Source organism: Kitasatospora sp. NPDC058063 (assembly GCF_042885395.1).
In the GTDB taxonomy this organism is placed as follows: domain Bacteria; phylum Actinomycetota; class Actinomycetes; order Streptomycetales; family Streptomycetaceae; genus Kitasatospora; species Kitasatospora lactacystinica.
On record NZ_JBHVSD010000013.1, the window covers coordinates 194,569 to 219,925 of the forward strand.

A 25,357-nucleotide genomic window follows, 5' to 3' on the forward strand; every position below is an offset into this window, starting at 1 on the left:
GGAAGGGGCGCGGCAGGCCGCGCGGCTCAGCTGGGGTCCTGGTCCGGGCCGGCCTCGGGCTGCGGCTCGGACTGCAGCTCGGCGGCCCACTGGGCGCCCGCGATCTCCTCGGCGCTCAGCTGCCGGCGCGGGATCCAGGCGGGGACGGTGCCCTCCTCGTTGCGGCCTTTGTCGAGGATCGCCAGGTTGTGGTAGAAGTGCGCGCCGGCCAGCGTCCGGTCGGTCCCGCTCGGGCGGTGCGCGGTCGGCGGCTCGTGCTCCTCGTGGTTGAGGCCGTCGAGCAGCTGCTTGAGGAAGCCCATGCTGGTGGTCGGGTCGTCGAGCCGCTCCGAACTGCCGCCGTAGCCCGGCCAGTAGGAGGTCTGCAGGTCCTCGATCACATAGAGCCCGCCCGGGACCACGTGCGGGAAGAGCGCGCCGAAGGCGGCGATGACGTCCGGGCAGTAGTGGCTGCCGTCGTCGATGACGATGTCGATCGGCCCGATCCGCTCGGCCAGCGCGGTGAGGAAGGCCGGGTCCGCCTGGTCGCCCTGGACGGTGTGGATCCGCTGCTCGCGCAGCGCCGTCTTGTCGTAGACGTCGACCCCGTAGACGAGGCCCCGCCGGAAGAAGCGCTTCCACATCCGCAGCGAGCCACCGCCCGCCGCCGGGTCGGCGTAGCCGCCGATCCCCAGCTCCAGGATGGTGAGCGGCCGGTCCCGCAGCGGGGCGAAGTGCCGGGCGTAGTGCTCGGTGTAGTAGTGCAGCCCCCACTTGTCCGAACCGTGGCGCAGCGACAACTCGGCCAGGTCGAGCGGCTGTTCCGCCAAGCCGCGGAGCAGCTGCTGGACGACCGGGAAGCCCGCCAGCGCGGGCATCAGCCGAGCCGGGTCCTCGATGCCGTGCCAAGTGATCCGGGGCGTGCGGTGGCCTGCGGTGTGCCGGGCGCCGAAGACGGCGCGGGCCAGGTCGAGCAGGTCCAGCTCGACGGTGGCGCTGGGCTCGTCGGCCGGCCCGGTGCGGTGCTCGGCCTTGGGGCCGGTCAGCAGGTGGTGCCGGAGCACCTGGCCGTCGAAGGCGAGCTCGAACTGCACCACCGCCGCCGCGGCGGCGAGTTGCTCGCTCAGGTCGGCCCGGCTGAGCAGTTCGTCCACCAGGTCGGCGGCCGTCTGCTCGGCGCCCGCCGACCTGATCACCGCCGCAAGCTGCTCCTCGGGCCCGTCCGCCGCCAGGATCAGGGCGCGGATCCGGCGCAGGTCGGTCTCGTGCGGGTCCGAGTCGTGGTCCGACGGGCTGTTCACGTGCCGGCCGTTCTCGTGCTGTCCGGTGAGGGCGGTCATGCGTGAGCCTTTCCACGAGGAAGTCGAGAGGAAGGGGAACGGATCGGGGCTTCTTCCAGGCCGGGGTGACGCCGTCGGTCATCGCCGGCGGCGGGATCTCCACCCGACCGGGGAAGAGGGCGTTGTCCGCCACGATCGGACCGCCGGGCACCGAGTTCACGGCGGGACGCCGCTGCCACTCTCAGCTACTGGATCGACACGTCGTGAATCTAGGTGCGCATCCCTCCGGCCACAAGCACGACCTGGGGCCACGGGGTGCCGAGTGCGGGAAACGAGCCAGAATCGGGGCACCGCTGTTCCGCATGTTTGGACCCGTCACCCCGGTGTCGTTCGTGGCAGCGGCGGAGTCGGTGATCGTCGGGCGACCGGGCCCCGGCCCCGGATCCACCGGCCCCGCGGCCGGCCCCGGGCGGCACCGTCCCGCCGGCCGGGTCGGCCCGCCAGGGCACGAGGGGCGGTTCCACCCCCATGACCAGTGACCGAGCCGCCCGGGTCCGGCCCGGCCCCGAGGCCGGAGCGCCGCAGGTTCGGCCCCCGAGTCCGCACTGTGGATCGTGGCCGAGTACGACGCCGCCGGGAACGAGAAGGGCGCGATCCCGCGGATGCCGGTGATCTCGATGCAGTCGTCGTCCCGGCCGGGCTGTGTGCCGGGCCGGGAGCCGGTGGAGCGGTCGGCCGCCCCGGACCCGATCCCCCCGGCTGCAGGCCCTACTGCGGGGTGGGGGCGGTCAGCGGGGCGAAGGTCTGTCGGAGGTCGACGACCGTGGTCGGGCCCTTCACCCAGGCGAGCGGGGCATGGTGCACCCGGACCCCGGCCGGTTCCCGGAGCAGCGCTTCGCCGGCCGTGTTCTGCGGCCACTCCACCGAGCCGGTGGCGGTCCGTGCGGGGACGAGCCAGTAGTCGCCCCGGGTGTACGCGCCGCCCGGTCGGAAGTACACCTGGACGCCGTCCTCCAGGTCGAGCCAGGCGCCCTCCTTGAACTGCAGGGCGCCGCCGGCCAGCGGCAGGGCGTCCCGGCCGCGGGGGGCCCGGTGGTCCCAGCGGCGCAGGAAGGGGTGGCGCTCGGCCAGCCGCCCGACCTCCGGTACCGGTTCGGCGGACAGCCGCACCCGGCGCCCGGGCAGGTCGGTCTCCTCCACCTGGAGCAGGTTCGCTGCCTCGCTGCGGCTGACGTACGCGCTGTCCGCGACCTCGACCCAGTCTCCGACCGAGAGGCTGAGCTTGTCGTCGTCGCCCAGCGTGGTGAGGTCGACCCAGACGCCCTCGATCGAGGCGATCGGCAGGACGACCGAGCCGTTCTCCCGGGACCACTTGAACGTGGCGCAGCCCTCCGCCGAGCCGCCGTGGTGGACCTCCACCCGGTACAGCTGGTTCTCCGGGCCCCGGTAGCCGGCCTCGGGGTGGGCCAGGCACGGGTCCTCGCTCGCCCGCTCCGGCCGCCTGGCGCGCGCGGCCAGCAGTCCGCCCGGCCGCTCGTGTGCCTCGGCCCACGCGTCGAAGGCCTCCCGCACCCGGGACGCCCCGCCGTCCGGAACGCTCAACTCCGAGGCGGGCAGGGCGAGTACCTGCCAGACGAGCTTGGCCCGGGCCGCCGTGTCGGGCATCGCCGCCCCGAGCGCGACCTCGCGGATCTCCGGGTCCTCGACGGCGGTGACGCTGCGCTCCCAGACCTTCAGGTAGACCAGGAACGGGAACTCGCCGGGCAGCCGGTCGCCGTCGCGCTCCTGGTCCCGGTAGGCGTCCGGCTGGTCCCAGTACGTCCAGCCGGCGGGCGCCTCCCGGGCGTCGCCGCCGTTGCCCTGGCCGCCGTCGTCGGGCACGGCGATGCCGGGCTCGGGCCGGTCGGCCTCGCACAGGATGCCGTCCACGTAGTAGCGGCCGCCGCCGATGGTGAGGTCGTCCACGTCGTGGTTGCCCGGCACGTAGCCGATCGCGAATCCGGCCGCCCCGGCCGGTCCGCCGCGGCGGCCGATCAGGTCGGCGGCGAGCGTGCGCAGCTGGTACCGCTCGATCGCTGCCTGTTCGTTGGCGTCGGCGTCGAGCTGGACCCGGCCCTGCTGGGTCAGCACCGCGGAGTAGTGCTTGCCGGGCCGGAAGGTCAGGCGCGAGAAGTCTGCGTGCACGGTTTGCCTTTCGGAGTCATCGGGGCGGGTCAGGAGACGAAGAAGATCCCGGCGTCGGTGCCGGCCGGGGTGTACTCGGCCAGCCGCGCCCGCAGGTTGTCCTCGCGCTGGGGCTGGAACAGGTCGTGGAAGGCGCCGAGTTCGGAGCGGTCCTCGGCACCGCGGGTGATCTCCGGCGCGCACCCGGCGGCCAACTGCCCGTAGCCGGGCGTGCCGTAGCGGAGGCTGGTGAACAGCGGGCGGACCCGCTCGGCCTCCAGCTCGCGCAGCCGGGCGGCCTGCGCCGGGTCCAGTTCGCCGCGCTCGACGAGTTCGGTCACCGCCGAGCGCACCAGGTCGGGCTGGCACTCGTACCGGCGCGGGGTGCGCGAGCACGGCGGGACGTAGCAGAACCGCAGGCAGCCGAGCGAGCGGCGGGCCACCCGCAGCCGCCCGGTGAACACGCAGTCCTCGGCGATCGGCACAGCGTGGGTGTGCACCTCGCCGACCACCGTGGAGCGGTGGGCGTGCAGCAGCGCGTGGGCGTGCTCGCAGTCGGGCCCGGAGAGCGCCGGGCGCTCGGGCCCGGTGGCGTCCAGGATGCTGTCGGCGAGGTGGATCTCCAGCGGGTCGGTGTCCACCTCGTCGCCGACGACCTGGATCGTGCCCAGGATGCTGCTCTCGATCGTCACGCAGGCGGTGGTGTGGTCCAGCACCAGGCTGGGCTCCTGCGGCGAGTGCGGTTCGCAGTGCGGCTCCAGCGACCAGCCCGGCACCAGGGTGCAGTGCCGCAGGGTGACGGAGGCCAGCGGTCCGGTGACGTTGACCCCGCGACCGGTGATCAGCAGTCCGTCCAGGATCAGCCGCCCGCCCGGGCAGATGCCCCGCACGTTGAGCGCGTCCGGCCGGTTGCTGTACCAGTCGAGCAGCCGGATCACCGGCCGGTTGCCCTCGGCGGCGCGCAGTTCGAGGTGGTCGTTCTCCGCCAGGTCGAAGTCCAGCTGCTCCTGGTAGGCGCCGCTGTGGGTGATCTCGATGACGGCGGCGCCGCCCGCGCTGCCGTCCTCCTGGTCGGCACGCCACTGCTGGTAGGCGTCGTTGATCCGCTCGTACGGCTCGCCGGGGCCGACCCGGTAGAGCGCCCGCTGCCGGGCCTCCGGACGGTCGCGCGGGTACTCCCCACCGCCGGTGTCGCCGCCGAACGCGTAGTGGTAGTCGACCCAGACGCCGCGGCGCGGGGCGGAGCGGGCGCCGAAGGCGATCCGGCCGAGCAGCGGGTCGATGGCGACCTGGCCGCGCTTGGGCCGGTACGTCCAGTCGCTCAGGTCGGCCACCGTGATCTCGGCGGGCGGGACCGGCTCCTGGGCGCCGTCGCGCCAGATGGCGAAGCTCCTGCCGGGCCCGTAGTAGTCGGCCGGGCGCTCGGCGAGCTGCCGGCGCCGGATCGGGGCCGGCACGTTGTCGATCGCCGCGAGATGGGTGGTCGACGGCTCCGGCTCGGGTTTGGTGATCAGCTGGGTGTCGTTGCCGAGGACCGAGAAGGTGAAGAGGTTCCTGGCCCGGTCGATGCAGTACGCGGGCGCCCGGGTGACCGGGTACGGCTTCAGCCGCCAGACGTACAGGGCGACACCGGCCGGCGTGTGGCCGCCCTGGCGGCGGGTGGATGCGGCCCGGCGGACGTCGGTGGTGTGCGCCTGTCCGTCGAAGGGCCCGCCGAGCAGGTCCAGTTCGGCGCCGCGCCGCACGTCGACCAGCCGGCCCCGGCCCAGCCTCTGACGGTCGGCCGCCTCCTCGTCGGGGCGCAGCAGCCGTACCGGCTGGGTGCCGCCGAGCAGCCGGGAGAGCTCGACCGCCCGGGCCGGCCAGTCGGCGACCGAGGCGGACAGCTCCTCCAGCAGGGCGAGCGTGCCCTTGCGCCGGCGGTAGGCGACGGTGTTCGCGACGTCGTTCCGCGGCGCCAGCCGGGCGGCGAGCCGGTCCCGGGCCGCGGCCCGCTCCGGGGAGGCCCCGCCGTGCAGGCCGGTGGCGAGCACCTCCTCGTAGCCGGGCAGGATCCGGTAGCCGACCAGGTCGCCGAGGTAGGCGACGGCCCAGTCGGCGGCGGTCTCCACGAACCAGTCCTGGTAGCCCTGTTCGATGCCGCTGCGCACGACGTCGACCTGCTCGGCGACGACGGCCAGCAGGGCGCGCAGCGGCTCGCCCGCGTCGGCGTCCCTCAGCCGGTGCCACTGCGGCAGCAGTTCCAGCAGTCCGTCCGGGTCGCGATTCATCGGACGCACCTCTCGACGATTCGCTCTCCCTCGGCCTCCGGCCGGGGGGACCCCCGTCGCTCACTCATGCGCGGATCTCCTTGAGGATCAACGTGTCGGGAAGATTCGGTGACAGCAGGGCGAGTTGGGCCGGACGGATGCCGCGGAACACCGTCACCGCGCGGCCGGCCGGCAGCGGGCGGGTGTCGGTGACGGACGGGTTGAGGCGCAGCAGCTCCGCGACGGAGACGCCGTTGCGGGCGGCGATGTCGGTGAGGGTCTCCCCGTCGGGGTCCCGCACCCGGTAGCGCTGCTCGTCGAAGCGGGCGAGCCGGGCCGGGACGATCGGCTGGGGCTGGGCGAGCTGCTCGGACAGGTGTTCCAGGCCCTCCGGGGTGAGGCTGCCGGGCACACCGGTGAAGGCGTCGACGTCGACCCGGTCCACGCCGGGGACGGTCTGGGCGACGGCGAGCACCTCGGACAGGTGGGCGCTCTGGCCGAGTTGGCGCCCGGCGTAGCCGAGGCGGTCGAGCAGGGCGCGGCGCAGCACCGGTTCGACCAGGTCCCAGGAGTGGTCCGGGTCGACCTTGACGCTCAGGGCGAGGACCAGCAGGACGAGTTCGCGCAGCGCGACCTCGACCGGAAGCCTCGGGTCCCCGTAGGTGGTGAGCGAGGAGTGCAGGGTGCGGATCAGGTCGGAGTCGGGGGTGAGCGGGATGTCGTCCACCCCGGCGACCGTGACGTGGACGAGCTCCCGCCGGCCGTCCGAGAGCCGGGTGGCGCCGGCGCGCCCGATGCCGGCCCGGGAGCGGGTGAAGTCCTCGTAGTCGGGCACCGAGACCAGCCGGTCGAGTGCCGTGACGGCGAGCGGGATGTTGCGCCTGGCCAGATCCGGGCCGTCCGGGCCGGCGCCGCCGGTGGCGGGCAGCGGGTTGACGACGGCGGAGACGCCGAGCGGACGGGTGGTGAGCTGGGTGATCCGGCCGACGCCGACGTTTCCCGGCTCGCCGATGCCGATCCGGTAGCGGGCGCGGACGTTCTCCTGGCCGGTGGGCAGGCGCGAACCGTGCACGCCGTCGCCGAAGGTGACGGTGGTGCGGCCGTCGGCGGCGGTCGAGGTGACGTAGACCCGTTCGTCGGCGCCGCGCCCGGCGAGGCTGTCGACCTCGTGCCAGCGCACCCCGTCGACCCGGATCTCCAGGGTGCTGCGCGCGCCCCCGGGGGTGTCGGCGGCCAGCCAGGTGAGCGGTGACTGCCAGAGCGTGAAGCGCTGGCCGGGGACCCCGGCGTCGCCGCTGCCGACGGCCTCGTCGCGGGTGGCCCCCTGGGTGGCGCGGACCACGTTGCCGAGGACCTGGACGGTGTCGCGCCGGTAGCGGTAGGCGAGCGGGGCACTGAGCGTGATCGCGGTGCGGACGGTGTCCCCGGGCAGGCGCGGGTCGACGCTCTGCCCGACACCGGCGATCATGGCGAGTTCGGTGCCCCGGACCCCGGTGGTGTTCGGGATGTCGGTCCGCTCGCCGCCGACCGCGATCCACCGGCCGGGGGTCAGCCCGTCGTAGAGCCGGGCGAGTTCGATCCGGTCGCCGTGGACGTCCTCGGTGACGGGCTCGTCGGCGAGCCGCAGCGACTCGCCGCGGGCGTAGACGGTGGTGTCCCGGATGTCCGAGAGCTGGGTGTCCTTCTCGTCCAACCACGGTTGTTGGAGGGACAGTTCGGTCACCTTGCCGGTGATGCCGAAGTCGGCGCGGGAGATCACGCGCACGTCGGTCACCCGGGTGATGACCTCGGCGAGGTCGCGGCTGCCCGGGATGCCGCCGTCGATCCCCTTGCGCGGGCGCTGGATGACCACCCAACTGCCGGGCGCGATCTGGTCGTAGACGGCGTCGAGGGTGAGGACGGTGCCGGAGACCGGCTGCAGCTTGGTGGTGAACACCACCTCGACCGCGGGCGGCGACTCGTCGGTGGCGGTGTAGCGGTGGACCCGGACGTTCAGCTCGCCGGACTCGCCGGTCTTCTCCTGGCCCGGTTCGAGCTGGTAGTCGAGCGCGGAGCCGGGCCCGCCGTCCACCTTCACGTGGACGCGCCCGTCGGCCTGCGGGCGGGACACGAAGACGGTGCGCTCGGGCAGTTCGGCCAGGAACTCGGCGCTGACCCCGGCCTCCTGGTCGGGAGCGGGCACCGCGGCGCGCACGGCGGCGGCGTGCGGGTTCGGTGCCGGTGCGGGCGGCTCGATGGTGACCACCTTGACCTGTCCGGGGCCGAGGGTGAAGGTGTGGTCCCACGGCAGCGAGAAGCCGTCGTGCGTCAGGCTGCCGGCCTCGACGTACGTGAAGTCGGCGGTCCTCGGGACGGTGCCGGCGGTGTCGAAGCCGATCCGGACGCCGATCAGCGTGCTGCCGGCGAGCGGCCAGTCCACGTAGCGGTCGATCCGGCCGTCGTTGCCGTAGACGGGCTTGAGCGGCGCGGTGGCGCCGAACGGGGTGGCGACCACCCGCATCGCCTGGATCTCGTGCACGGCGAGCGGCGCCGTCAGGTCGACCCGCCGCCAGGCGGGGTAGAGGCCGTCGCGCAGCCGGGGGTCGAGCGCGGACAGCAGTTGCACGCCGAGGTCCGATCCGGGCGCGAACAGGCGCTGCGGGTCGCGGGTGAGGTCCCGGGCGCTCAGCGGGGTCCGGACGGGGGCGGTGCGCAGCGCCGCCAGCACCGAGCCGAGTCCGCGGACGGCCGGGTCGGCGGTGCCGGCGCCGGGAGGGTTCGGTCCGGGCTTGTCGGGGACCTGCGGCGGCTCCAGCTGGTGGGCGCGGTCGCGCAGGCCGGACAGTTCCTCGCCGAGGCGTCCGAACCAGTCGGCCACCGGCTGCCGGGAGTGCGCCAGTTCGGCGGCCTCCGCCGCCCGGGCGATCACCGGGGTGAGCCGCTCGGCGAAGTCGGCCGGGGTGCTCAGCGGGCCGGACGGCCGGTCGAGGTCGGCGCGCAGCGGGGTCAGCACCTGGTCGTCGAAGTCCCGGATGATCCGGCTGTGCCCGGGCCTGGGGTTCGGGGCGTCCTCGGAGACGGTGATCCAGTCCGCCAGTTCGGCGCGCAGGTCCTTGAGGGTGCGCAGGTCCCGGGGCAGCCCGATCACCGTGACGTCGTTCTCGCGGTCGAGCCGTACCTCGGGCACCAGCCGCATCACCCGGTGGACCGGGTCGGCGGCCTTGTCGGCGCTGAAGACGAACAGCAGCCGGTCGCCGGGCCTGATGTTGTTGGCGGTCCCGGCAGCGAACAGCTCGGCCCGCCCGCCGGGGTTCAGCTGTCCGGGTGTCAGCTGGTACGGGCGGCGGCGCAGCACGGCCAGCTCGTTCCAGGCCGAGCGGGCGGCGAGGTCCTCCGCGGTCTCGAAGGACTGCGGGTCCTCGCCGGGGCCGGGGACGCTCTGGCTGCGGGCGCCGCGCGGGACGACCACGGTCGGGTCCTCGGCGGCCCGCGGGTCGTGGTCGAGGGTGTAGGCGAGGTAGGTGTCGGCGGCCACGCCGGGCCGGGGCCGGTGCCCGACGAGGCGGCCGAGCAGGGTGAGCGACTCCCCCTCGACGGCGGTGCGCAGGTAGCCCTCGTTGGCGATCCGCTCCGAGTAGAAGGTGAGCACGTCGGCGAGCACGGCCCAGGAGTCCAGCAGCGCGATCGCCGGGTCGTCCGGGGTGCGGACGGTCAGGTCGCGCAGCGCCGGGTAGGCGGGGCCGGACAGGCGGGCGAGCAGGCTGTCGAAGAACTCCCCGTAGCGGCCGACCCGGTAGCCGATGGCGTCCAGCCCGGGCGGGTTGAACAGCGGCGCCGGGGTCGCGGTGGCGGTGCCCGAGCAGCCGCAGGTGCACTGGCCGTTCATCGGCCGCCTCCGATCACGATCGAGAGCCGGCCGTTCTCCGGCCGGTCGGGGTCGTTGTCGCAGCCGGCGATCTCCAGCGCGCCGAGCCGCAGCAGCCCGTCGGCCAGCTCTCCGTCGTCCCGCCCGAACTGCCGCCGCAGCCGGGTGACCTGGGCGCTGACCACGCCCGGCACGGCGGCGGCGACGGCCACCAGCCGGGAGACCCGGACCGGCTCGCCGAAGCCCAGCGCGTCCGGGTGGAAGAAGCCGAGCCGGCCGTCCGGCAGGGCGCGGCTGCCCAGTACCCGGCGCAACTCGGCCAGCACGTGGCCGCGTTGGTAGCCGGGGGCGGCGCAGACCCGCAGTTCGAGGTCGAGCGGCACCACCAGGGCGGGGCGGACGACCAGGTCGTGGCCGATCCGGCGGTACGCCTCCAGACCGTCGCCGACCGCCGCCAGCAGGGCGGTGTCCGCGGTGGCCCGCCCGTACGGTTCGACGGCGACGTGGACCTCCTGGACGCTGCCCGTCCAGCGGAGTTCGGCGGCGGCCCGCCGGACGCCCGGCAGGGCTGCGGCCAGCTCCGCGTAGTCGGCGGCGGTGACAGCGCGCAGCCGGGTGCGGCTCAGCGCGAGCGGGGCCGACTGCCGTACCTGGTCGAGCGGTTCGGGATCGGTGCCGCCGCTCGCGGGCATCGGGTTGCGGACCCGGAGTTGCGCGTCCTGCGGCGGCGTGACGGTGCTGCGCCCCCTTGGGTGGGGCGGCTGGTCCCGGCAGACCACCAGGTGGTTGATGGCCTCCGCGCCGACGTTGCCGGCCGTGCCGTTGCCGATCCGGTAGGCGACCCGCAACTCCGCGCCGGGCCGGGGCGGCCGACCGTGCCGCCCGTCGCCGAAGCGCAGCGCGAGGCGGCCGTCGTCCTCCGGCTCGCCGACGAAGTGCCGGTCGCGCCGGCCGTCGGAGAGCAGGTCCCGGCGGGGCGTCCATTCCTGGCCCTCGGCGGTGGCCCGGACGGCCGGCAGTGCGGCACGGGGGTCCTGGGCGGTGATCCCGGACGCCGGGCCGGCCAGAGCGGGGGAGTCGGGGTCGAGCCCGGAGGCGTACCGGCCGCCCCAGCTCTGGGCCACCTCCCAGACGCCGGGCCGCCGGAGCACCCCGCCGGCGCGGGTCCGGGCGGTGAGCACGTCGAGGCGGCGAAGCTTGGCGGCGAGCAGGCGGGTGCGGCGGGCGAGCAGTTCGCGCAGTCCGGCGGCGGGCCGGTCCGCGAGGTGCAGCTCGTGCACCACCTGGGCCCCGAACAGCAGGGCCAGTTCGGCGAGGTCGGCGCGGGAGAGGGGGTGGCCGCAGTCCGCCCGGTGCCACAGTTCTTCCAGCCGCTGCCGGACCCGTTCGGGGATGCCGGCGAGCAGGACGGCCTGCCGGGCACAGACGTGTGCCCGGTCCGGGTAGGCGGCTGCCTGGGTGACCGGCGCGTAGCGCAGCACCGGGCGGAAGGGCTGCGGCAGGACGGGGTAGCGGGTCTGGTCGAGCAGCGTCTCCAGCGTCGCCGCCTGGGCGTCGGCGGTGGGTGGCTCGACCACGGCGCCCTGGCCGTCCTCGCCCTCCGCGCTCGCGCCCGGCGCGAGCTGGATGCTCAGCCCGGCCCGCCGGACCGCCGCCTCGCCGAGCAGCGCGTACAGCTCGCGGACCTGTCGCGGGCCGAGCTGGCGGCCGGTCCTGGTCCGGTCGAGCAGGTCGTGGATCGCCTCCGCCGCGGGGCTGCCCCCGGTGCGGTCCGCGCAGCCGGACCCGCCCGGCCCGCAGGGCGCCACCCGGACCGGATCCGGCGGCACCGCGAAGGTCTCCGGGGCTCCGCCGCAGAAGGTGAGCGAGCGGCCGTGGTCGACCAGGACGACGTTGCCGCGGGCGACGCTCACGTCGGGGATCGGGCCGCAGTCGCTCCCGCCGTGCGAGGACAGGCAGACCGGGAAGGTGAGCGCGTCCTCCGGTGCCCACTCGACCTCGACCACGGGCTGCTCGTACAGCTCGTCGACCAGGTGGGTGACCGAGGTGAGCCGGACGGCCTGGCGGTGCGCGGGGTCGGCGTCGGCGGCGGCGCCGGTGCGTGGGCCGAGCACCTCCTCGACGACCAGCAGGTCGCCGGGGCGCAGCGCCAGGTGCCGGGTGCGGTCCTCGGGCCGGTCGGCCTCGTGCCAGTCGTCGCGCAGCGTGGCGGAGGTCGAGCCCTTCGGCAGGACGCAGTCCTGGTCGCCCCAGGTCCAGAACCGGATGGTGTTGTGCGCGGGGTGCAGCACCAGGTCCGTTCCGCCGAGCGGCTCGAACACCTCGACCGCCGCGGTCCGGGTGAGCGCGTCCAGCTGCTCGTCGGGGATCACCGTGGACAGTTCCGGGCGTTCCTGCGGGCCGAGCCGGCTGACGTCGACGGCGGCGAAGCGGAAGGTGCCGGGGTGGAGGGCGATCGGGCGGTCGGTCGCCAGGGTGACGAACGCCCGGGCGTTGCAGCCGTCGTGCACGGCGTAGTCGATCAGCCGGACGTGCCGGCGCACCGACACCCGGCGGCGGGCCGTGTCGAGGTACGCCTCGGTGGCCACCGCGTCCTGCTGGTAGGAGAGTTGGTCGGCGGTGTAGGCGAGCAGCTCGACCAGGGTGATGCCGAGGTCGGGCAGGTGCCGCTCGGTCCGGCCGGGGGTGGTCAGGCTCATCCGGTCCAGCACGAGCCGCCGCAGGCTCTCGTAGTCGCGGGCGGTGTAGTCGATGACCGGGGCCGGCCGGACGGCGGGCGGGCAGTCCTCCTCGGTGCGGCAGTCATAGGGGGAGGGGCAGTCGGCACCGAAGGAGAACCCGGTGCTCGCGTACCTCGGGTCGAAGCCCGGGTACGGGCGGGTGCCCGGCCGGCCGTAGGCGTCCGCCTGGACCACGGTCAGCCGGTAGCGGGAGGTGTCGCCGGTGCGGTCGAGGGTGACGTGCATCCGGTCGTCCAGCTCCGGGTCGTCCGCGCGTTCGAGGTCGACCGCGAGGGCGCGCAGGCCGGTGATCCGCCGGCCGCCGTCGACGCGGATGTTCTCCGGGCCCAGCTCCTGCGGCGCCCGGCCGAGGAAGGTCACGCTCAGCGTGCGGCCGTCGTCCTCCAGCTCGGTGCCGTCCAGGCCCAGCAGGTGCGCCGCGCGCACGTCGGCGCGCCGCAGTTCCGCCCCGCACTGTGCCGTCGGACGTTCGGACCACCCGGTCATGCCGCCACCCCGCCCTCGAAGACGTCCTGCCGCTGGGTACCGGTCCGGCGCACAACGTACGCCAGCTCGACCCGCACCACGTTGTCCTCGCTCTCCACGTCGAGTGCGGCGACCTCGATGACGTCGCCGAGCCACCGTTGCAGCGCCGCCTGGACGGACAGTTGCAGGGTGGCCGCCAGCTCCGGGCTGTTCGGTGCGAAGACCAGGTCGAGCAGCCCGCAGCCGAAGTCCGGGTGCATGACCCGCTCACCCGGGCTGGTGAACAGCAACTGCTCGATCAGGTCGCGCACATGGTCGCCGTACGCCGCCTCGGCGGTGCGCCCGCGGCTGTCGATCCGGAACGGGAACGCGATGTCCGTCCGGGCCGGGCCGGGCGGCGGAGCCGTCGGCCGGGCGCCGGGCCCGGGGTACTGTGCGGTGTTCATACCCCCACCGCCCGCTGCTGGACGACGGTCACGACCGGCGGCCCCTGCGGGACCTGCTCGGTGCTCTGGCACAGCCCGACGGCGGACTGCGGCAGCGCGGGGGAGCCGTTCACCCGGATCCGGGCGGACGGCACCACCCAGCGGATCGTGACGCAGGGCTGGGGCTTGCCGGCCACGTTGAACGGGCAGCCGGTCACGGTGTACAGGTCGGCCGTGGCGGTGACGGCCTGACCGGCGACCAGCACCCGGGCCTGGCTGGGCAGGGCCGTCGCCTGGGCGCCGTGCGGGCAGGTCACCGTCGCATTGACGTGCAGCAGATTTCCGGGCACGAGTCTCTCCCCGTCAGGTCACGCTCAGGGCGTCCTGGTTGATGGAAACGGTGGCGCCGACGAGCGAGATCGAGGCGCCCTGGCCGTTGCTGATCCGGATGCCCGAGTCGTTGATCACGATCGAGGCCCCGCTCGGTGTGCGGAGGGTGATCCCCGTGGTCGGGTCGTCGGACAGTACGATCACCCGCCGCCCGGTGGTCTCCAGCACCTGGTTCGGCACGCCCGGCGGGCCGGTCGTCGCCTCCACCGGCACCTCGGAGGCGGAGCCGTACCAGCAGCCCGTCCAGATCGGATAGCTCTGGTCGCCCTGCTCGAACTCCATCCACACGCCCGCCCCCACCGGCGGGACGGCGTAGTGCCCCATGCCCGGACCGGCCACCGGGAAGCAGGGCATCGCCCAGGTCGACGCGACCTCGCCCAGTACGTCGGGCACCTGGGCCTGGATGCGGCCGATCCCGAGCGGGTCGGCGTTGTTCACCACCGTCCCCCGGAACTTGCCGAGGTAGCGGGTCGGTTCGGCCATGCGGGCAACTCCTGCTGCAGCGTCAGGGGATGACGGTCGGCTGGAGGGCGATCAGGCCCTCGCGGGTCAGTGTGAAGTTCTGGGTGTACGAGCCGCGCTTGAGGTTGTGGGTGACGCTCTTGACGAAGTACAGGCCGTCGTAGGTGAGTCCGGCGCCGCGGACTCCGACCAGCTCGCGCGGCCGCAGTACGTGGCCGTACCGGACGACGTCGAGCTGGCCGGAGCCCGAGACGGCGTCCGCCGACTGCATCGCCCTGGCGATGGTCTCGGCGACGGCCTGGGAGCTGTCCTTCTTGGCGGTGTCCGCGATGACCTTCTTCTTCAGTGCCGGCGCGGGCCTGAGCGCGAGCGGCGGACGCAGGATGCTGACCTCCGGCACCGGCAGGACGGCGGACACTTTGGTCGCCGGGAGCTGGATGCGGGCCTCCGGCTCCTCACGGGCGGTCCCGTCGAATGCGAAGGTGAGCTGGTCGACGTTCGACAGCGCGTCCATGTTCACGTTCAGCGCGTGCTGCGGCACACCGAGCCGGATCTCCGGCCCCCAGTAGCCGCGGCTCATCCCGGGGGCCGGCCCGGGGTCGAGGTAGAACACGTAGCCGTTGGCCTTCGCCAGCTCGTTGACGTACCCGAGGTCGGTGCCCTTCTGGAAGTCGATCCGCCGGGTCGGCATCGGCGTCTGCGGCACCAGCTCGGGGATGACCAGCGGCACGATGCCGTACTGCCCGTACTTGGCGATGATCGCGGCCACCCGGGCCGCCGGGGACATCGCGGGGAACGGCACGCCGGCCTGCTCCTCCAGGTCCATCAGCACCGTCAGGTCCTCGCCGGTGACGGTGAGCGTGGACTGGCCGGGTTGGTTGCTGATGCCGACCTCCTGGCGGATGATCACACCGTCCATCAGTACGGTCGGGGTGCCCGTGACGGTCACCATCAGGACGACCCTGATCTTCGGGTCGAAGAAGCCGCCCGGCAGCAGCGCGGTGTTGATCAGACCGTGCTTCGACAGGTCGAAGGCCAGCTGGAAACCGCTGCGCTGCCCGGAGGCCACCGTGACCTGCACCGACAGCAGCGCGTCGGTCACCGGCTGCGGCACCGGCACCGGGAGCTGCGGGCCCATCAGCAGGCTCAGGTGGATCGACCCGATCGGCCCGCCCCCCGTGACGGCCGAGGCGTCAGCCATTCCCCACCCCCGGCCCGGGCACCGCGCCGGGCAGCGCGATGGTGATCCGCCGGCCCGGCGTCGCGGTCAGCTCCCGCGGATCGAGGACCGGATTGGCGTCGGCGATCCGCCACCACTGGTCGGCGCTGCCGGGGTAGCGGTAGGCCAGCAGGTCGGGGCGGTCGCCGGCGCTGACGGTGTGCTCGGCGAGTGGGGTCAGGCCGTCCGCGCCGGGCAGCAACCGCCGTTTGAGGTACGGGACCTGCCGTCCGTCCGGCTCGGTGTGCAGGGCGACCGGGACGCCGTGGTACCGGCTGGTCAGCGGGTACGGCGAGGGCGCGGGCAGCGCGTTCAGCGGGTTGTCGGCGGTCATCAGAACCCCCCTCCGAGGCCGAGCGCGCTCAGCCGGCCACCGGCCGCCGTGCCGACCAGCCGCTCCTTCTGCGCCAGGTGCGCGAGGTACAGCTCCGCCCCGCGGTGTCCGGTCGGCAGATCACTGACGGTCAGGACGCGCAGGCCGATTGCGACGGCGGCCCTGATCGGATTCAGCTCGATGTCGAACGCCTCCTCGGTGATGGTGAGTTCGGTCAGCCGCACCGGCAGGATCCGCTTCCCACCCCAGGTGAAGAGGGTCAGCGGGGCCTCGATCGGGGTGATTTCGAGGGTGCCCAGCGCGGCGAGGGCCTGATTGCTCCGCAACTGCGTACTGGTCGGCTGCACCAGCAGTTCCAAGGTGGCCAACTGCGGATGGATCCCGTTCGGCGCCGGCACCTCCAACTGGTCGGTGGCGTCCAGTTCTGCCGTGAACTTCCAGGTTTCGACGGCGGGCCCCTTGAGCCGCAGAGCCTCCGTCCGGTCCCCGGTCCCGTCGGCTCCTGCCACCTGCGGGGCGAGCGACCGCTCCAGGCTGTCGGGGTTGAACTGCAGCACGACGATCCGCTGCGGCGTCCCGCGCTGCGCATCGACGATGACCAGCCCGGCCCTGATGGGCTTCGGGGCGTCCATGTACGTCACGTCGCTCCCATCTCCTCGAGCACGGACCGGGCGATGTCGGCCACCTCTTCGTCCTGCTCCTCGTCCAGCAGTTCCTCCAGCAACGGTGCGTAGGCGGGCCACGGCTCGTACGTGATCGCCCACACCGCGTTCTTCCGGACCTCCGGCCGATCGCTGCGCAGAGCCCGGCGGACGCTCCGGAAGAATTCCTCGTCGAATTCCATCGGTGCACCCAGCCCCAGGCGCAGCACCTCCGCCGCGTAGGTGTCCGGATCCGCCTCGGGGTCTGCACTCCGGACGAGTTCGGGGAGCCGCCAGGTGTTCAGCGTGGACTCCGCGAGTTCCACCGTGCTCCGGATGACCTTCTCGTCCGAACCGGTGATCATCACATAGAAGAAACCGGAGAGGAGATCCTCGCAGTAGGTGAGGACGATGGCCGGGCCGACGTACCAGGAGATCTGGCGGGGCGTCCATTTCTCGGGGTCCGCGGGAATGTCGATGCGCCGCGGCCAGCCGATCAGCGCGGCCAGTTCCTCCACGGCGGATTCGTCGGCGTCGTCCCGCAGGACCAGCCGTCGGCTTCGGTCGAAAATCTCAGTCATCGGTTGATCACCTCGGGGAGCTACTTCAGTCCGTACAAGTGGAAAAGCTTTTCGCGGATCCGGCCCTTGAGTTGTTCGAGAGTGGTGATCTCGCTTCCCTTCTCGGTCTTGATGTCAAGGGACTTGATCCACATCTGGATCACCAGGATTTCACGGTTGGCCAGCCCCTGGACATTCTTTCCGTTGAAGGCCTTCTCGCTCGTGTCCGCACCCGATTCACGCTCCTTCGCGCGCTGCCGGTCGAGCGTCCTGGCCTGCTCCATGGCACCTCCCCCCTCCATCGGGAGGTACTTCAGCGCCTCGGCGACGGGCATCGCCTCGCCTCGGTGGACCCGCAGGCCGGGGAGGCTGGTCTTCGGGTCGGCGGTCGGGGCGACCCCGGAGACCCGGCTGCCCTCGGCGGCCATCTGCAGCAGCATCCCCGAGTGGATGATCGACCGCTCGTTCCGGTGGACCTCCTTGCCCATGATCAGGCTGCCGAGGAACGCGGCGTCGCGCCCCACCTGGCCGTCGACCCGGCCGCCGGCGGCCATCGTCCGGACCCCCTCGACCACCTCGCGGTTGTGGCCGGGGTCGTTGAGGATCCGTTCGGCGATGCCCTCCTTGAACGTGCCGGCACGGTTCTTGCGGCCCCGGTAGCGCAGATGCTCCTCGGCCTGGCCGTTCTCGTGCTGCCGCTTGATCACGGCCCGCTGGAGGCGCTGGGCGCTCTCGACCGCCCGGAGGCTCTCCTGCTCCTCCTTGTCGGCACCGGCCGCGATCCGCTTCTGCTGGGCGTTCCGCATCTTGTTGGTCTCGCGCAGCACGGTGTGCGTGACGGCGGCCGGGGTCCGGTCGGGCCCGTCCTCGAACTCGAACACGTCGTGTGCGCTCTCGTTCGTGTACTCGAAGCCCGCCATGCTCGGGCCCTGATGGTTCATGAACCGGGCCATCGAGGCGAAGCCGACTCCCTGCGGGACTCCGAACCGCCGTTGGTCCGCCGCGGAATCGTCGTCCTTCCGGTAGATCTGATTCGTACCGTTGGCGGTCCGGGGGTGGTTCAGGATCTCGGCGGACAGCTCGTCGAGCATCGCCAGCAGGTCCCGCTCGTCCAGGGTGAGCGCGTCGGTGAGCTTCACCTGAGGATTGAGGGTGGCCGTGATGGCGAAGGTCCTGTCGCCCTCGATGCCCAGGCTCGACAGCCGGTACCACACGCGCATCGCGGCGAGCAGTGCCCGCAGCACCGGGCCCCTGACGCCTCGATGGAGCAGGCGCTGGATCCGTGGCCGGATGCGGGCGGCGATCAGGTCAAGGCGGTTCTGCTTCGCCTGGGGTGAGTTCTCGTGGGCGCGGCGCTGGGCGCGTTGCTGCCCGCGCTTCTGCTGCCAGGCGCGGAGGCGGTCGCGCTGCTTGCGGTAGGCGTCGCGGATCCTGTGCGCGCCGTTGGTGAGGGCGCGGCCGAGCTTGGTGTTGAGGACCTTGCGGCCGAGGGCGCGGGCGGCCGTCCGCACCCGGTTGAGGGCGGCCTTGACGGTCTGGCGGGAGGCGTTGAGGGCGCGGCCGACGGGGGAGGCGGGGCGGCGGCGGGTGCTGGGCTTCGGGTGGGTGACCTCGCGGCGGGGGCGTCCGGTGGCGGTCGACGGGTGGCGCTCCGCGTGCCGGACGGTCTGCTGGGCGGGGCCCGTCCGCGCGGGGCGGGTGCGGCCGGGGGAGGGTCGCCGGCGCAGCGACCGGGTGGCCCGGCGCAGGCTCGCCCGGGCCTTGTCGACGGCCCGTCCGGCCGCCTTGCGGGCGCCCTTGCCGGCCCTGGCCAGGCCCTTGAGGATCTTCTGCGCGATCCCCTTGAGCTTGGTGCCGACCGCCTTGCCGGCCCCCTTGAGCTTGCTGAGCAGGAAGTTGGAGATGAAGTCCAGCAGCGCGACCACGCCCGCCGCGACCGCGTCGGCGAACAGGCAGGCCGCCGACCCGGACTTGACCGCCTTGAGGAAGGTGACGAACTTCCCGATCGCTGCGACGATCTTGCTGATGGTGTTCCATGCCGCCACCAGCCCCTGGACGATCGCCATGATCGCGCCCGCCGCCGGCACGATCAGCGACACCAGCTTCTCGACGACGATCGAGATGATCATCCCGGGCAGCGCCGCCACGATCGCCTGCCAGGCCATCCGCCCGATCTGGGCCATCGAGATGCAGCCCTTGACCAGGACGTTGACGATGGTGGAGGTCAGGCCGACGACCGACTCCACCTTCTCGTTGAACCACGTCCGCACCGCGCTCTTGATCGCACCCCACAGGTAGTGCTGGATGCCGTCGATCGCGGCGCTGCCGAGTTTCTTCAGCCAGCCGCCCGGGTCGGAGGCGATGTCGCCGATCAGGACCGCGAACTCGCCGAAGACCGCGATGGCCTTCTGCACGAAGTCGATGGCGTCCATGACGGTCCTGCGGACCGCCTCGATCGCGGCCTTCAGCCGCGCCTCCAGGGCGTCCAGCAGCGCGTTCAGCCCGGCCGCCAGCAGGTCGAGCAGTTTGTTGACGGCGTTCTTGAGCCTGTCCGCCCACTCGTTGACCTTGGCGACGGCCTTGTCGCGCCACTCCTCGATCTTCTTGCGGAACCTGTCCCGCAGTTCGGGGAAGGCCGCCAGCAGGACGTCGCAGATCTTGATCAGCGCGTCCGCGAGCTTGTTGATCAGGTCGACGGCGAATTTCCGCGCCTGGTCGATCGCCCAGTTCGCGAACTTCCGGAAGCCGTCGATGATGTCGTTGATCAGGCCGCGGAAGAAGTCGAAGACCTTGGTGACCGCCTCGACCAGCGCGTCGAAGGCCGCCTTGACCTTGGACTTGACCCAGCCCCACCAGCCCTCGGACTCCTCCTTCTTGCGGTCCTTCTCCTTCTGCGCCTTCTCCTCGGCCTCCTTCCGCTTGTCCTGGATCTTCCGGTTGTCCTGCTGCTGACGGTCCTGGACGCCCTGGTCGGCCTCGGCGCGCTTCCTGCCGATCTGTCCGAGCTTGTCCTGGTGCTCCGCGGCGGAGTCCTGGTCGGCGGTGGAGACCTTCTGGTCCTGCTCGGTGCGCCACTGCTCGCGCTCGGCCCGGACCCTCTCCGCGGCCCCGCCCCGCTCGCCGGCCTGGGCCTCGGCGTTGTCGGCCACCGCCTGGTCGATCTCGGTCTGGTTCTGCCGCCGCGCCTCGGCCTCGCCCTGCTTCTGCTCGGCCCGGGCGGAGCCCAGTCGTCCCTGTCCCTGGCCGACCGCGGCCTGGATCTGCGGGCCGCGTTCCTGCTGGGCGACGATGCCGATGCCCGGCTTGGTGCCGGCCGCGCCGCGCGCACCGGCGCCCCCGCGCCTGCCGCGGCCACCCGGAACAGCGGCGGTGAGGGTCTCCTTCGGCACGTCCGGGTAGATCCGGTCCTCGCCCATCGGCTTGCCGGCGTCCTCCCGGCCGACGCCGAGGATCCTGGTCGAGCTCTCCTTGAGCTTCGTGGCCTGCCGATCGGTGCGCGCCGGGTCGCTCTCCCCGGTCAGTTCGACCTCGGGCGCCGGGCCGACGGTGGTGTTCAGCGCCGGGTCGGTCGAGGGCACGCCGTCGACTGCGACCTGGGCCTGCTGGACCTCCTGCGGCGACACCTGGTTGCCCGGGTCGTCGGCGACGTGCGGCGGGGCGACCCGGTCCCCGGGGTTGCGGCCCTCGACCTTCTTCTCCTCGGCCTTCTGCTGCTCGCCGTCCGCCCCCTGCGGGCCGACCCGCTCCAGCCGCTCCGTCACCGCCTCGGCCGGCGGCGCGGCCTCGGGCGTGCCGGACTGGGTCCGCGGGGCTCCGGACGGGCGCTGGACGGTCGGCGGGGCGGCCTGCAACCGGGCGTGCTGCTCGCCGACCGTACGGTCCACCGAACCGTCCACGCCGTCCAGGGAGGTGGCCATCTGATCGGGCGGCAGGCTCGCGGCGGTGGCGAGCGCGCTCTGCGGGTCCTGGCCGGAGAGGTCGGGCGGGGCCGGCTTCTCCTCCTGTTGCTCCTGCTTGGCCGGGCCGCCCCCGCCGCCCCCGCCGCCCCCGGCGGCACAGGCACCGCCGGCACCGCCGGCACCGTCCGGCTCCGCCTCGGTGGTGGGCTGCTGCGGGCCCGCGCAGGCGCCGCCGCCGGACTCCAGGGAGGCGTCCGGGGCGGGCCGGTCGGCGAGTCCGGCGGGTGCATCGGCCTGCTCGGCCGCCGGACCGGCCGCGGCGGCGTCCGGCGTGGCGGCGGGGGCGGCATCGAGCTCCGCCCCGGGCGCGCCGTCCGGGACGTCGGCGGGCCCGCCCGGGCCCTCGCCGCCGACCGGCCCCGACCCGCCAGGGGCGCCGGTGCGCTCCGGTACGCCCGGTTCGGCCGCCGGGTCGTCGGCCTCCCGGGTCTGTTCGACGGGGGCTTCCGGCTCCTGCCGCAGCTCCGGATCGGGCTCCGGGGCAGTGGGTTCGGTGGCTTCGGCGGCCCGGGCCGGACCCTGGGTCGGATCGGGGCCGACCTCCTGCTCGACCGGCCGTTCCGGCTGGAGGTCGCGGCTGCCGCGGTCCTCGGTCTCCGCGGCGGGGGCCGGGGAGGTGGCGGCCTCAGGCCGGCCCGGATCGGGTGGCGCGGCCGGTTCCTCGTCGGTCTCCGGCCGGCCCTCCCGCTCCTCCTGGACCTGCTCGGCCTTGGTCGCGGGCGGCTCGGGGAACGCCGGTGCCTCGGCGTTCGCGGGGGGCGCGCCGTCCGCCGACAGCGGGATCCGGTCGACGGTCGGGACGGCCGACACGTCGAGGTCCGAGGCGGGCAGGAAGTCTTCGGGCCCCAGAGCCTGCTCGGCGGCGGACGGCTGCGGCGACCGCTCCTGGTCCGTGCCGGGAGCGTCCCGGACCTCGGAGTCCGCGCCGGGCTCCATGCCCAACGGCCCTTCCGCGTCCAGGGTTTCGTCCTGCGGTTGGTCGCCCTCCAGCAGCCCGTGCCGGGCGAGCGGGCTGTCCGGGGCCTGCGCGATCGCGTCCAGGCGCTCGGGCTTGACCGGCGCGGACTGCGGCGCCGGGGCGGCGGCGGGCTGCGGTGGCCTGGTACCGGCCGAGGGCTGGACGGCGGCGTCCGGCGGCCCGGCCTCGGGCGAGGCCGGTACGACGGCGGCCACGGGCTGGGCGGCGGCCTCCTCGGCCGGCGCGGGGGACGGCTCCGGGCCCGCCTCGGGGGCCGCCTCGACGGTCGACGGCTGCGCCTGCCCAGGAGGCCGGGCCTGATCGGCCTGCGGCTGCGCGGCCTCGCCCTGCACGGGCGGTGCCTGCTGCTCGTCCTGCCGTTCGTCCTGCTGCTGTCCCCGCTCCTCCGGGCGTTCCGCGGCACCGTGACCCTTGCGGCGCCTGCGCCGCCCCCGCGGGGCGTCCGACTGCCGCGCCTCCTCGTCGAGTTGCCGCTGCCGGTCCTGCTCGCCGCGGTCCTTCCGGTCGATCCGCTCGTGGTCGTCGGTGGTTCGGTCAGCGGCATCGGTGACCGGTTCGGGCGTCTGCGGGCTGTCGAGGTCGGCCGGACGGTGCTCGGCGGCCTCGACCAGCTCCAGCACCCGGGTGTAGTCCGAGGAGGGCAGCCGGACTTCCAGGCGCTCCAGCACGGAGGCCTGCAACTCGGGGGCGAAGCGTGCGAGTTGCCAGCGGACCCGGCCGGCGGAGTCGGTCGGGTCGCCGCGCAGTGAGCGCAGGATGCCGGCCGCCAGCCGGTCGACCAGGGTGGCCGGGTCGAGCCGCTCGGCGCGGAACCGGTCGGCATCGACGGTCGCGTAGCGCAGCCACCCCGGCGTGGCACCCGGCGTCGCCGCCGTCGGCCGGTCGTCGCGCGCGCCGTGCTCCGCCTCCCGTTCGATCGCGTCCTGCGGCAGGCTGACCGCGCCCAGGTCGCGGCCGGCCCGCAGCGCGCCGAGCGGGTTCGGGGCCTGGACGGTGTGCAGCAGCTCGTGGGTGAGCAGCCGCCGGCCGTCCTCCGCGCCGGGCCGGTACTTGCCCTCGCCGAAGAAGAGGTCCGGGCCGACGGCGACGGCGTCCGCGCCGATCAGCTCGGTCAGCGCGGCGGAGTCCCGGTCGGTGTGCACCCGGACCCGGCTGAGGTCGTGCCCGAGCCGCGCCTCCAGCTCCCGCCGCACGCCCGGGTCGAGCGGCTGGCCGGCGCCGGAGACGATCTCCTTCGGCTCGGGCGTACGGGCCTTCGGCACCCGGGTCCTGCGCCGGGCCGCGCCCTGCTCGGTGTCCGGTGCGGAGGCCTTGGCCGCTACGGCGGGTCGAGTCATGTCCGCCCCCGTCCCGGCGGCCGGCCACCGCCGGACAGCCCGGCGTGCACGGCGTGGGCGAGCGCCTCGCCGAGCCGCTGCGGCGAGGTGCCGGCCGGGAGCGGCGGCAGGCCGGAGAGCAGGTCCAGCGTGCGGTCGCCGCCGACCGCGAGCGGCACGCCGCGGGCCTCGACCAGGCGGGTCAGTTCGCTCCGGAACGCCGCCGTCAGCCGGTCGTGGTCGATGTGTGCGAAGCCGTCGAGGACCAGTTCGCCGATCTCGACCTCGATCCGTCCGGCGCCCCCGTGCCCGGCCCCGCTCCGCCCGTCGCCGTCCCTCCCCGTCGCAGCCCCCTCGGTCAGATCCATCCGCCGACCTCCGAGGGCGTCAGCGAGCGCTCCAGCTTCAGGTACTCGGTGCGCGCGGCGGCCAGCAGGTGCCGCATCTGCACCGGGCAGTCCTCGTCGGCGGCCAGGAAGGCGGCCGACAGCGCGATGTTGCGGATGGAGCCGCCGGCCACGGTGAGCTGCGCGAGCCGCTCCGGGTCGAGGCCCTGGCTGGGGGTCTCCTTGGGGATGACCCGGCGCCAGATCTCGGCGCGCTCCGGCACCCCGGGGAACGGGAAGTCGACCACGAACCTGATCCGCCGCATGAACGCCGGATCCAGCGCCTTCTTCATGTTGGTGGTGAGCACGGCCAGGCCCCGGTAGGCCTCCATCCGCATCAGCAGGTAGCTGACCTCCAGGTTGGCGTAGCGGTCGTGGCTGTCCTTGATCTCGCTGCGCTTGCCGAACAGCGCGTCGGCCTCGTCGAACAGCAGCAGTGCGCCGCCGCGTTCGGCCGCGTCGAAGACCCGTCGGAGGTTCTTCTCGGTCTCGCCGATGTACTTGCTGACGACCTGGGAGAGGTCGATGACGAACAGGTCCACGTCGAGCTGCCCGGCGACGACCTCGGCCGCCAGCGTCTTCCCGGTGCCCGACCCGCCGGCGAAGAGCGCGGTGACGCCGAGGCCGCGACGCAGCACCGACTCGAAGCCCCACTCCTGGTAGACCGTGCCGCGCCGGCGGACGTGGGCGACGATCTCGCGCAGGATCGCGCGCTGGCGCTCCTCCAGTACCAGGTCCTCCCAGCCGGCCCGCGGCTCGACCCGCCGGCCCAGCTCCTCCAGGGACATCCGGGCCTCCGTCAGGCCGGCGTGCCAGGCCAGCGGGCTGATGTCCCGGCCGTCCTCGGCAGCCCGCCGGGCCGTCGCCGCGGCGGAGCGGATCACATGGCCGGGCAGTGAGAACTGCGCGGCCAGCGAGCGGAGTTCGCTCTCGTTGATCCCCGGCGCACCGTCCAGTTCCGCCGTCCAGATCGCCAGCTGCTCCTCGGGGCCGAGCGGGGGCACGGTCAGCCGGGCCCGGTCCGAGGCCCCCGCCGGCGGAGGCTCGTCGCCGGAGACGACCAGCGGCACTGCCAGGCTCGCGAGGAAGGCCTCCGTGCCGTTCGGGGACCGCGGGTGCTCCCGGCCCGGCCCGCCGCCCTCCACCAGCAGCGCGGCCGGGATCAGGATCGCCTCCCGCTGCCACAGCCGGGCGAGCTGATCGCGCTCGGCGGGCTCGGTGGGCAGGTCCTCGCGGTGCGCGGCGTAGAGGCCGAGCCCGGCGCGGTGGGCCGCCGCCGCCGCGATCTCCCAGCGGGTACGGCGGTCGGCGCCGGTCAGTTCGGTGTGCGGCGGGCCGGTCAGCCCGGCCGCGGTCCACCCCAGGGCCAGCCCGGCCGCGCACCGCTCGTGGGGCTCGGGCAGCTCGCCGGGCGGCCCGACCCGGGTGAGCAGGCCGTGCAGCCGCACGTCCAGGTACGGCACGCCGACCAGGAAGTGCAGCACCCGCTCGTCGATCCGCAGCCGGGAGGCGGTGAGCGCGGTCTCGTCGTCCAGCTCGACCAGCCGGAAACGGCGCAGCGGGCCGACCGGGGTGAGGGCGCTCCAGTGCGGTTGGTCCAGGGCGGCGAGGGCGAGCGAGAAGGTCGGGTAGGCACGCCCGGGGTCGCCGCCGGCCGCGGCGCACCGGGCGGCGGCGGTGGGGTCGATCACGGGAGCGGCGGCCAGCACGAGGACGTCGCGCTCGAACGGGGTGAGCCCGAAGGAGGCGCTGAGCGCGTCCAGGGCGGTGGCGGGCTGTCGCCGCCCGCCCCTGCGGCCGGTGGGTTTGTCGGACGAGGTGGGGTCACCCGCGTCGCGGCCGGCCGCGTGCGCGTCGACGCGGTCGAGCACGGCGGCGACCGCGGCCGACAGCGCCTGCCGGTGCGGCTCGTCCGCCGGGCCGTCGCGGCCCTGCCCTCGACGCGTGCTCATCTCGGTCCCCCGT

Annotated in this window: 15 protein-coding genes; all 15 read right to left on the reverse strand. The window is 74.1% G+C overall.

The features are described from left to right. Positions 1 to 26 precede the first annotated feature (26 nt). Positions 27 to 1,319, reverse strand: coding sequence for a hypothetical protein (locus ACFVUY_RS23580; protein WP_387732854.1), 1,293 nt, complete (start codon positions 1,317 to 1,319; stop codon positions 27 to 29). Between the two features lie 708 nt (positions 1,320 to 2,027). Continuing rightward, a complete protein-coding gene (locus ACFVUY_RS23585; protein ID WP_387732856.1) occupies positions 2,028 to 3,443 on the reverse strand; it encodes a DUF6519 domain-containing protein in 1,416 nt (471 codons plus the stop codon). Positions 3,444 to 3,472: 29 nt separating this feature from the next. Continuing rightward, complete coding sequence (locus ACFVUY_RS23590; RefSeq protein WP_387732859.1) at positions 3,473 to 5,692, reverse strand: hypothetical protein; 2,220 nt, start codon at positions 5,690 to 5,692, stop codon at positions 3,473 to 3,475. Between the two features lie 64 nt (positions 5,693 to 5,756). Beyond that, the gene (locus tag ACFVUY_RS23595) at positions 5,757 to 9,536 is read right to left on the reverse strand and encodes a putative baseplate assembly protein (RefSeq protein WP_387732861.1); all 3,780 of its coding nucleotides are present in this window, start codon (positions 9,534 to 9,536) and stop codon (positions 5,757 to 5,759) included. Beyond that, entirely contained in the window at positions 9,533 to 12,742 is a 3,210-nt protein-coding gene (locus tag ACFVUY_RS23600; protein WP_387732863.1) for a putative baseplate assembly protein, read from the reverse strand. Before ACFVUY_RS23600 ends, ACFVUY_RS23595 begins: the two co-directional genes overlap by 4 nt. Beyond that, entirely contained in the window at positions 12,739 to 13,167 is a 429-nt protein-coding gene (locus ACFVUY_RS23605) for a GPW/gp25 family protein (protein ID WP_387732866.1), read from the reverse strand. Before ACFVUY_RS23605 ends, ACFVUY_RS23600 begins: the two co-directional genes overlap by 4 nt. Further along, positions 13,164 to 13,496, reverse strand: a complete 333-nt coding sequence (locus ACFVUY_RS23610) for a hypothetical protein (RefSeq protein WP_387732868.1) — start codon at positions 13,494 to 13,496, stop codon at positions 13,164 to 13,166. The genes ACFVUY_RS23605 and ACFVUY_RS23610 overlap by 4 nt, the downstream gene beginning before the upstream one ends. A 13-nt stretch (positions 13,497 to 13,509) precedes the next feature. Continuing rightward, a complete protein-coding gene (locus tag ACFVUY_RS23615; RefSeq protein ID WP_360341224.1) occupies positions 13,510 to 14,019 on the reverse strand; it encodes a phage baseplate assembly protein V in 510 nt (169 codons plus the stop codon). Positions 14,020 to 14,041: 22 nt separating this feature from the next. Continuing rightward, positions 14,042 to 15,199, reverse strand: a complete 1,158-nt coding sequence (locus tag ACFVUY_RS23620) for a hypothetical protein (protein ID WP_387732870.1) — start codon at positions 15,197 to 15,199, stop codon at positions 14,042 to 14,044. Continuing rightward, a complete protein-coding gene (locus tag ACFVUY_RS23625) occupies positions 15,192 to 15,551 on the reverse strand; it encodes a hypothetical protein (protein ID WP_387732872.1) in 360 nt (119 codons plus the stop codon). Before ACFVUY_RS23625 ends, ACFVUY_RS23620 begins: the two co-directional genes overlap by 8 nt. Beyond that, a complete protein-coding gene (locus ACFVUY_RS23630) occupies positions 15,551 to 16,183 on the reverse strand; it encodes a hypothetical protein (protein WP_387732996.1) in 633 nt (210 codons plus the stop codon). Before ACFVUY_RS23630 ends, ACFVUY_RS23625 begins: the two co-directional genes overlap by 1 nt. Positions 16,184 to 16,188: 5 nt before the next feature. Further along, positions 16,189 to 16,773 carry a hypothetical protein gene (locus ACFVUY_RS23635; RefSeq protein ID WP_387732875.1) on the reverse strand — a complete coding sequence of 195 codons (585 nt, stop codon included), beginning with the start codon at positions 16,771 to 16,773 and terminating at the stop codon, positions 16,189 to 16,191. A gap of 20 nt (positions 16,774 to 16,793) precedes the next feature. Further along, on the reverse strand, positions 16,794 to 23,027 hold the full coding sequence (locus ACFVUY_RS23640) for a DUF4157 domain-containing protein (RefSeq protein ID WP_387732878.1): 6,234 nt from the start codon (positions 23,025 to 23,027) through the stop codon (positions 16,794 to 16,796). Next, a complete protein-coding gene (locus tag ACFVUY_RS23645) occupies positions 23,024 to 23,374 on the reverse strand; it encodes a hypothetical protein (protein ID WP_387732881.1) in 351 nt (116 codons plus the stop codon). Before ACFVUY_RS23645 ends, ACFVUY_RS23640 begins: the two co-directional genes overlap by 4 nt. After that, a complete protein-coding gene (locus tag ACFVUY_RS23650) occupies positions 23,365 to 25,344 on the reverse strand; it encodes an ATP-binding protein (RefSeq protein ID WP_387732883.1) in 1,980 nt (659 codons plus the stop codon). The genes ACFVUY_RS23645 and ACFVUY_RS23650 overlap by 10 nt, the downstream gene beginning before the upstream one ends. Between the last annotated feature and the right edge of the window lie 13 nt (positions 25,345 to 25,357).

Bases quoted from the DNA above. Each gene is read 5' to 3' on its own strand.
- ACFVUY_RS23580 (WP_387732854.1), bottom strand. From the start codon at position 1,319: ATGACCGCCCTCACCGGACAGCACGAGAACGGCCGGCACGTGAACAGC.
- ACFVUY_RS23600 (WP_387732863.1), bottom strand. From the start codon at position 12,742: ATGACCGGGTGGTCCGAACGTCCGACGGCACAGTGCGGGGCGGAACTG.
- ACFVUY_RS23635 (WP_387732875.1), bottom strand. From the start codon at position 16,773: ATGACTGAGATTTTCGACCGAAGCCGACGGCTGGTCCTGCGGGACGAC.
- ACFVUY_RS23595 (WP_387732861.1), bottom strand. From the start codon at position 9,536: ATGAACGGCCAGTGCACCTGCGGCTGCTCGGGCACCGCCACCGCGACC.
- ACFVUY_RS23620 (WP_387732870.1), bottom strand. From the start codon at position 15,199: ATGGCTGACGCCTCGGCCGTCACGGGGGGCGGGCCGATCGGGTCGATC.
- ACFVUY_RS23625 (WP_387732872.1), bottom strand. From the start codon at position 15,551: ATGACCGCCGACAACCCGCTGAACGCGCTGCCCGCGCCCTCGCCGTAC.
- ACFVUY_RS23615 (WP_360341224.1), bottom strand. From the start codon at position 14,019: ATGGCCGAACCGACCCGCTACCTCGGCAAGTTCCGGGGGACGGTGGTG.
- ACFVUY_RS23590 (WP_387732859.1), bottom strand. From the start codon at position 5,692: ATGAATCGCGACCCGGACGGACTGCTGGAACTGCTGCCGCAGTGGCAC.
- ACFVUY_RS23650 (WP_387732883.1), bottom strand. From the start codon at position 25,344: ATGAGCACGCGTCGAGGGCAGGGCCGCGACGGCCCGGCGGACGAGCCG.
- ACFVUY_RS23640 (WP_387732878.1), bottom strand. From the start codon at position 23,027: ATGACTCGACCCGCCGTAGCGGCCAAGGCCTCCGCACCGGACACCGAG.
- ACFVUY_RS23605 (WP_387732866.1), bottom strand. From the start codon at position 13,167: ATGAACACCGCACAGTACCCCGGGCCCGGCGCCCGGCCGACGGCTCCG.
- ACFVUY_RS23630 (WP_387732996.1), bottom strand. From the start codon at position 16,183: ATGGACGCCCCGAAGCCCATCAGGGCCGGGCTGGTCATCGTCGATGCG.
- ACFVUY_RS23645 (WP_387732881.1), bottom strand. From the start codon at position 23,374: ATGGATCTGACCGAGGGGGCTGCGACGGGGAGGGACGGCGACGGGCGG.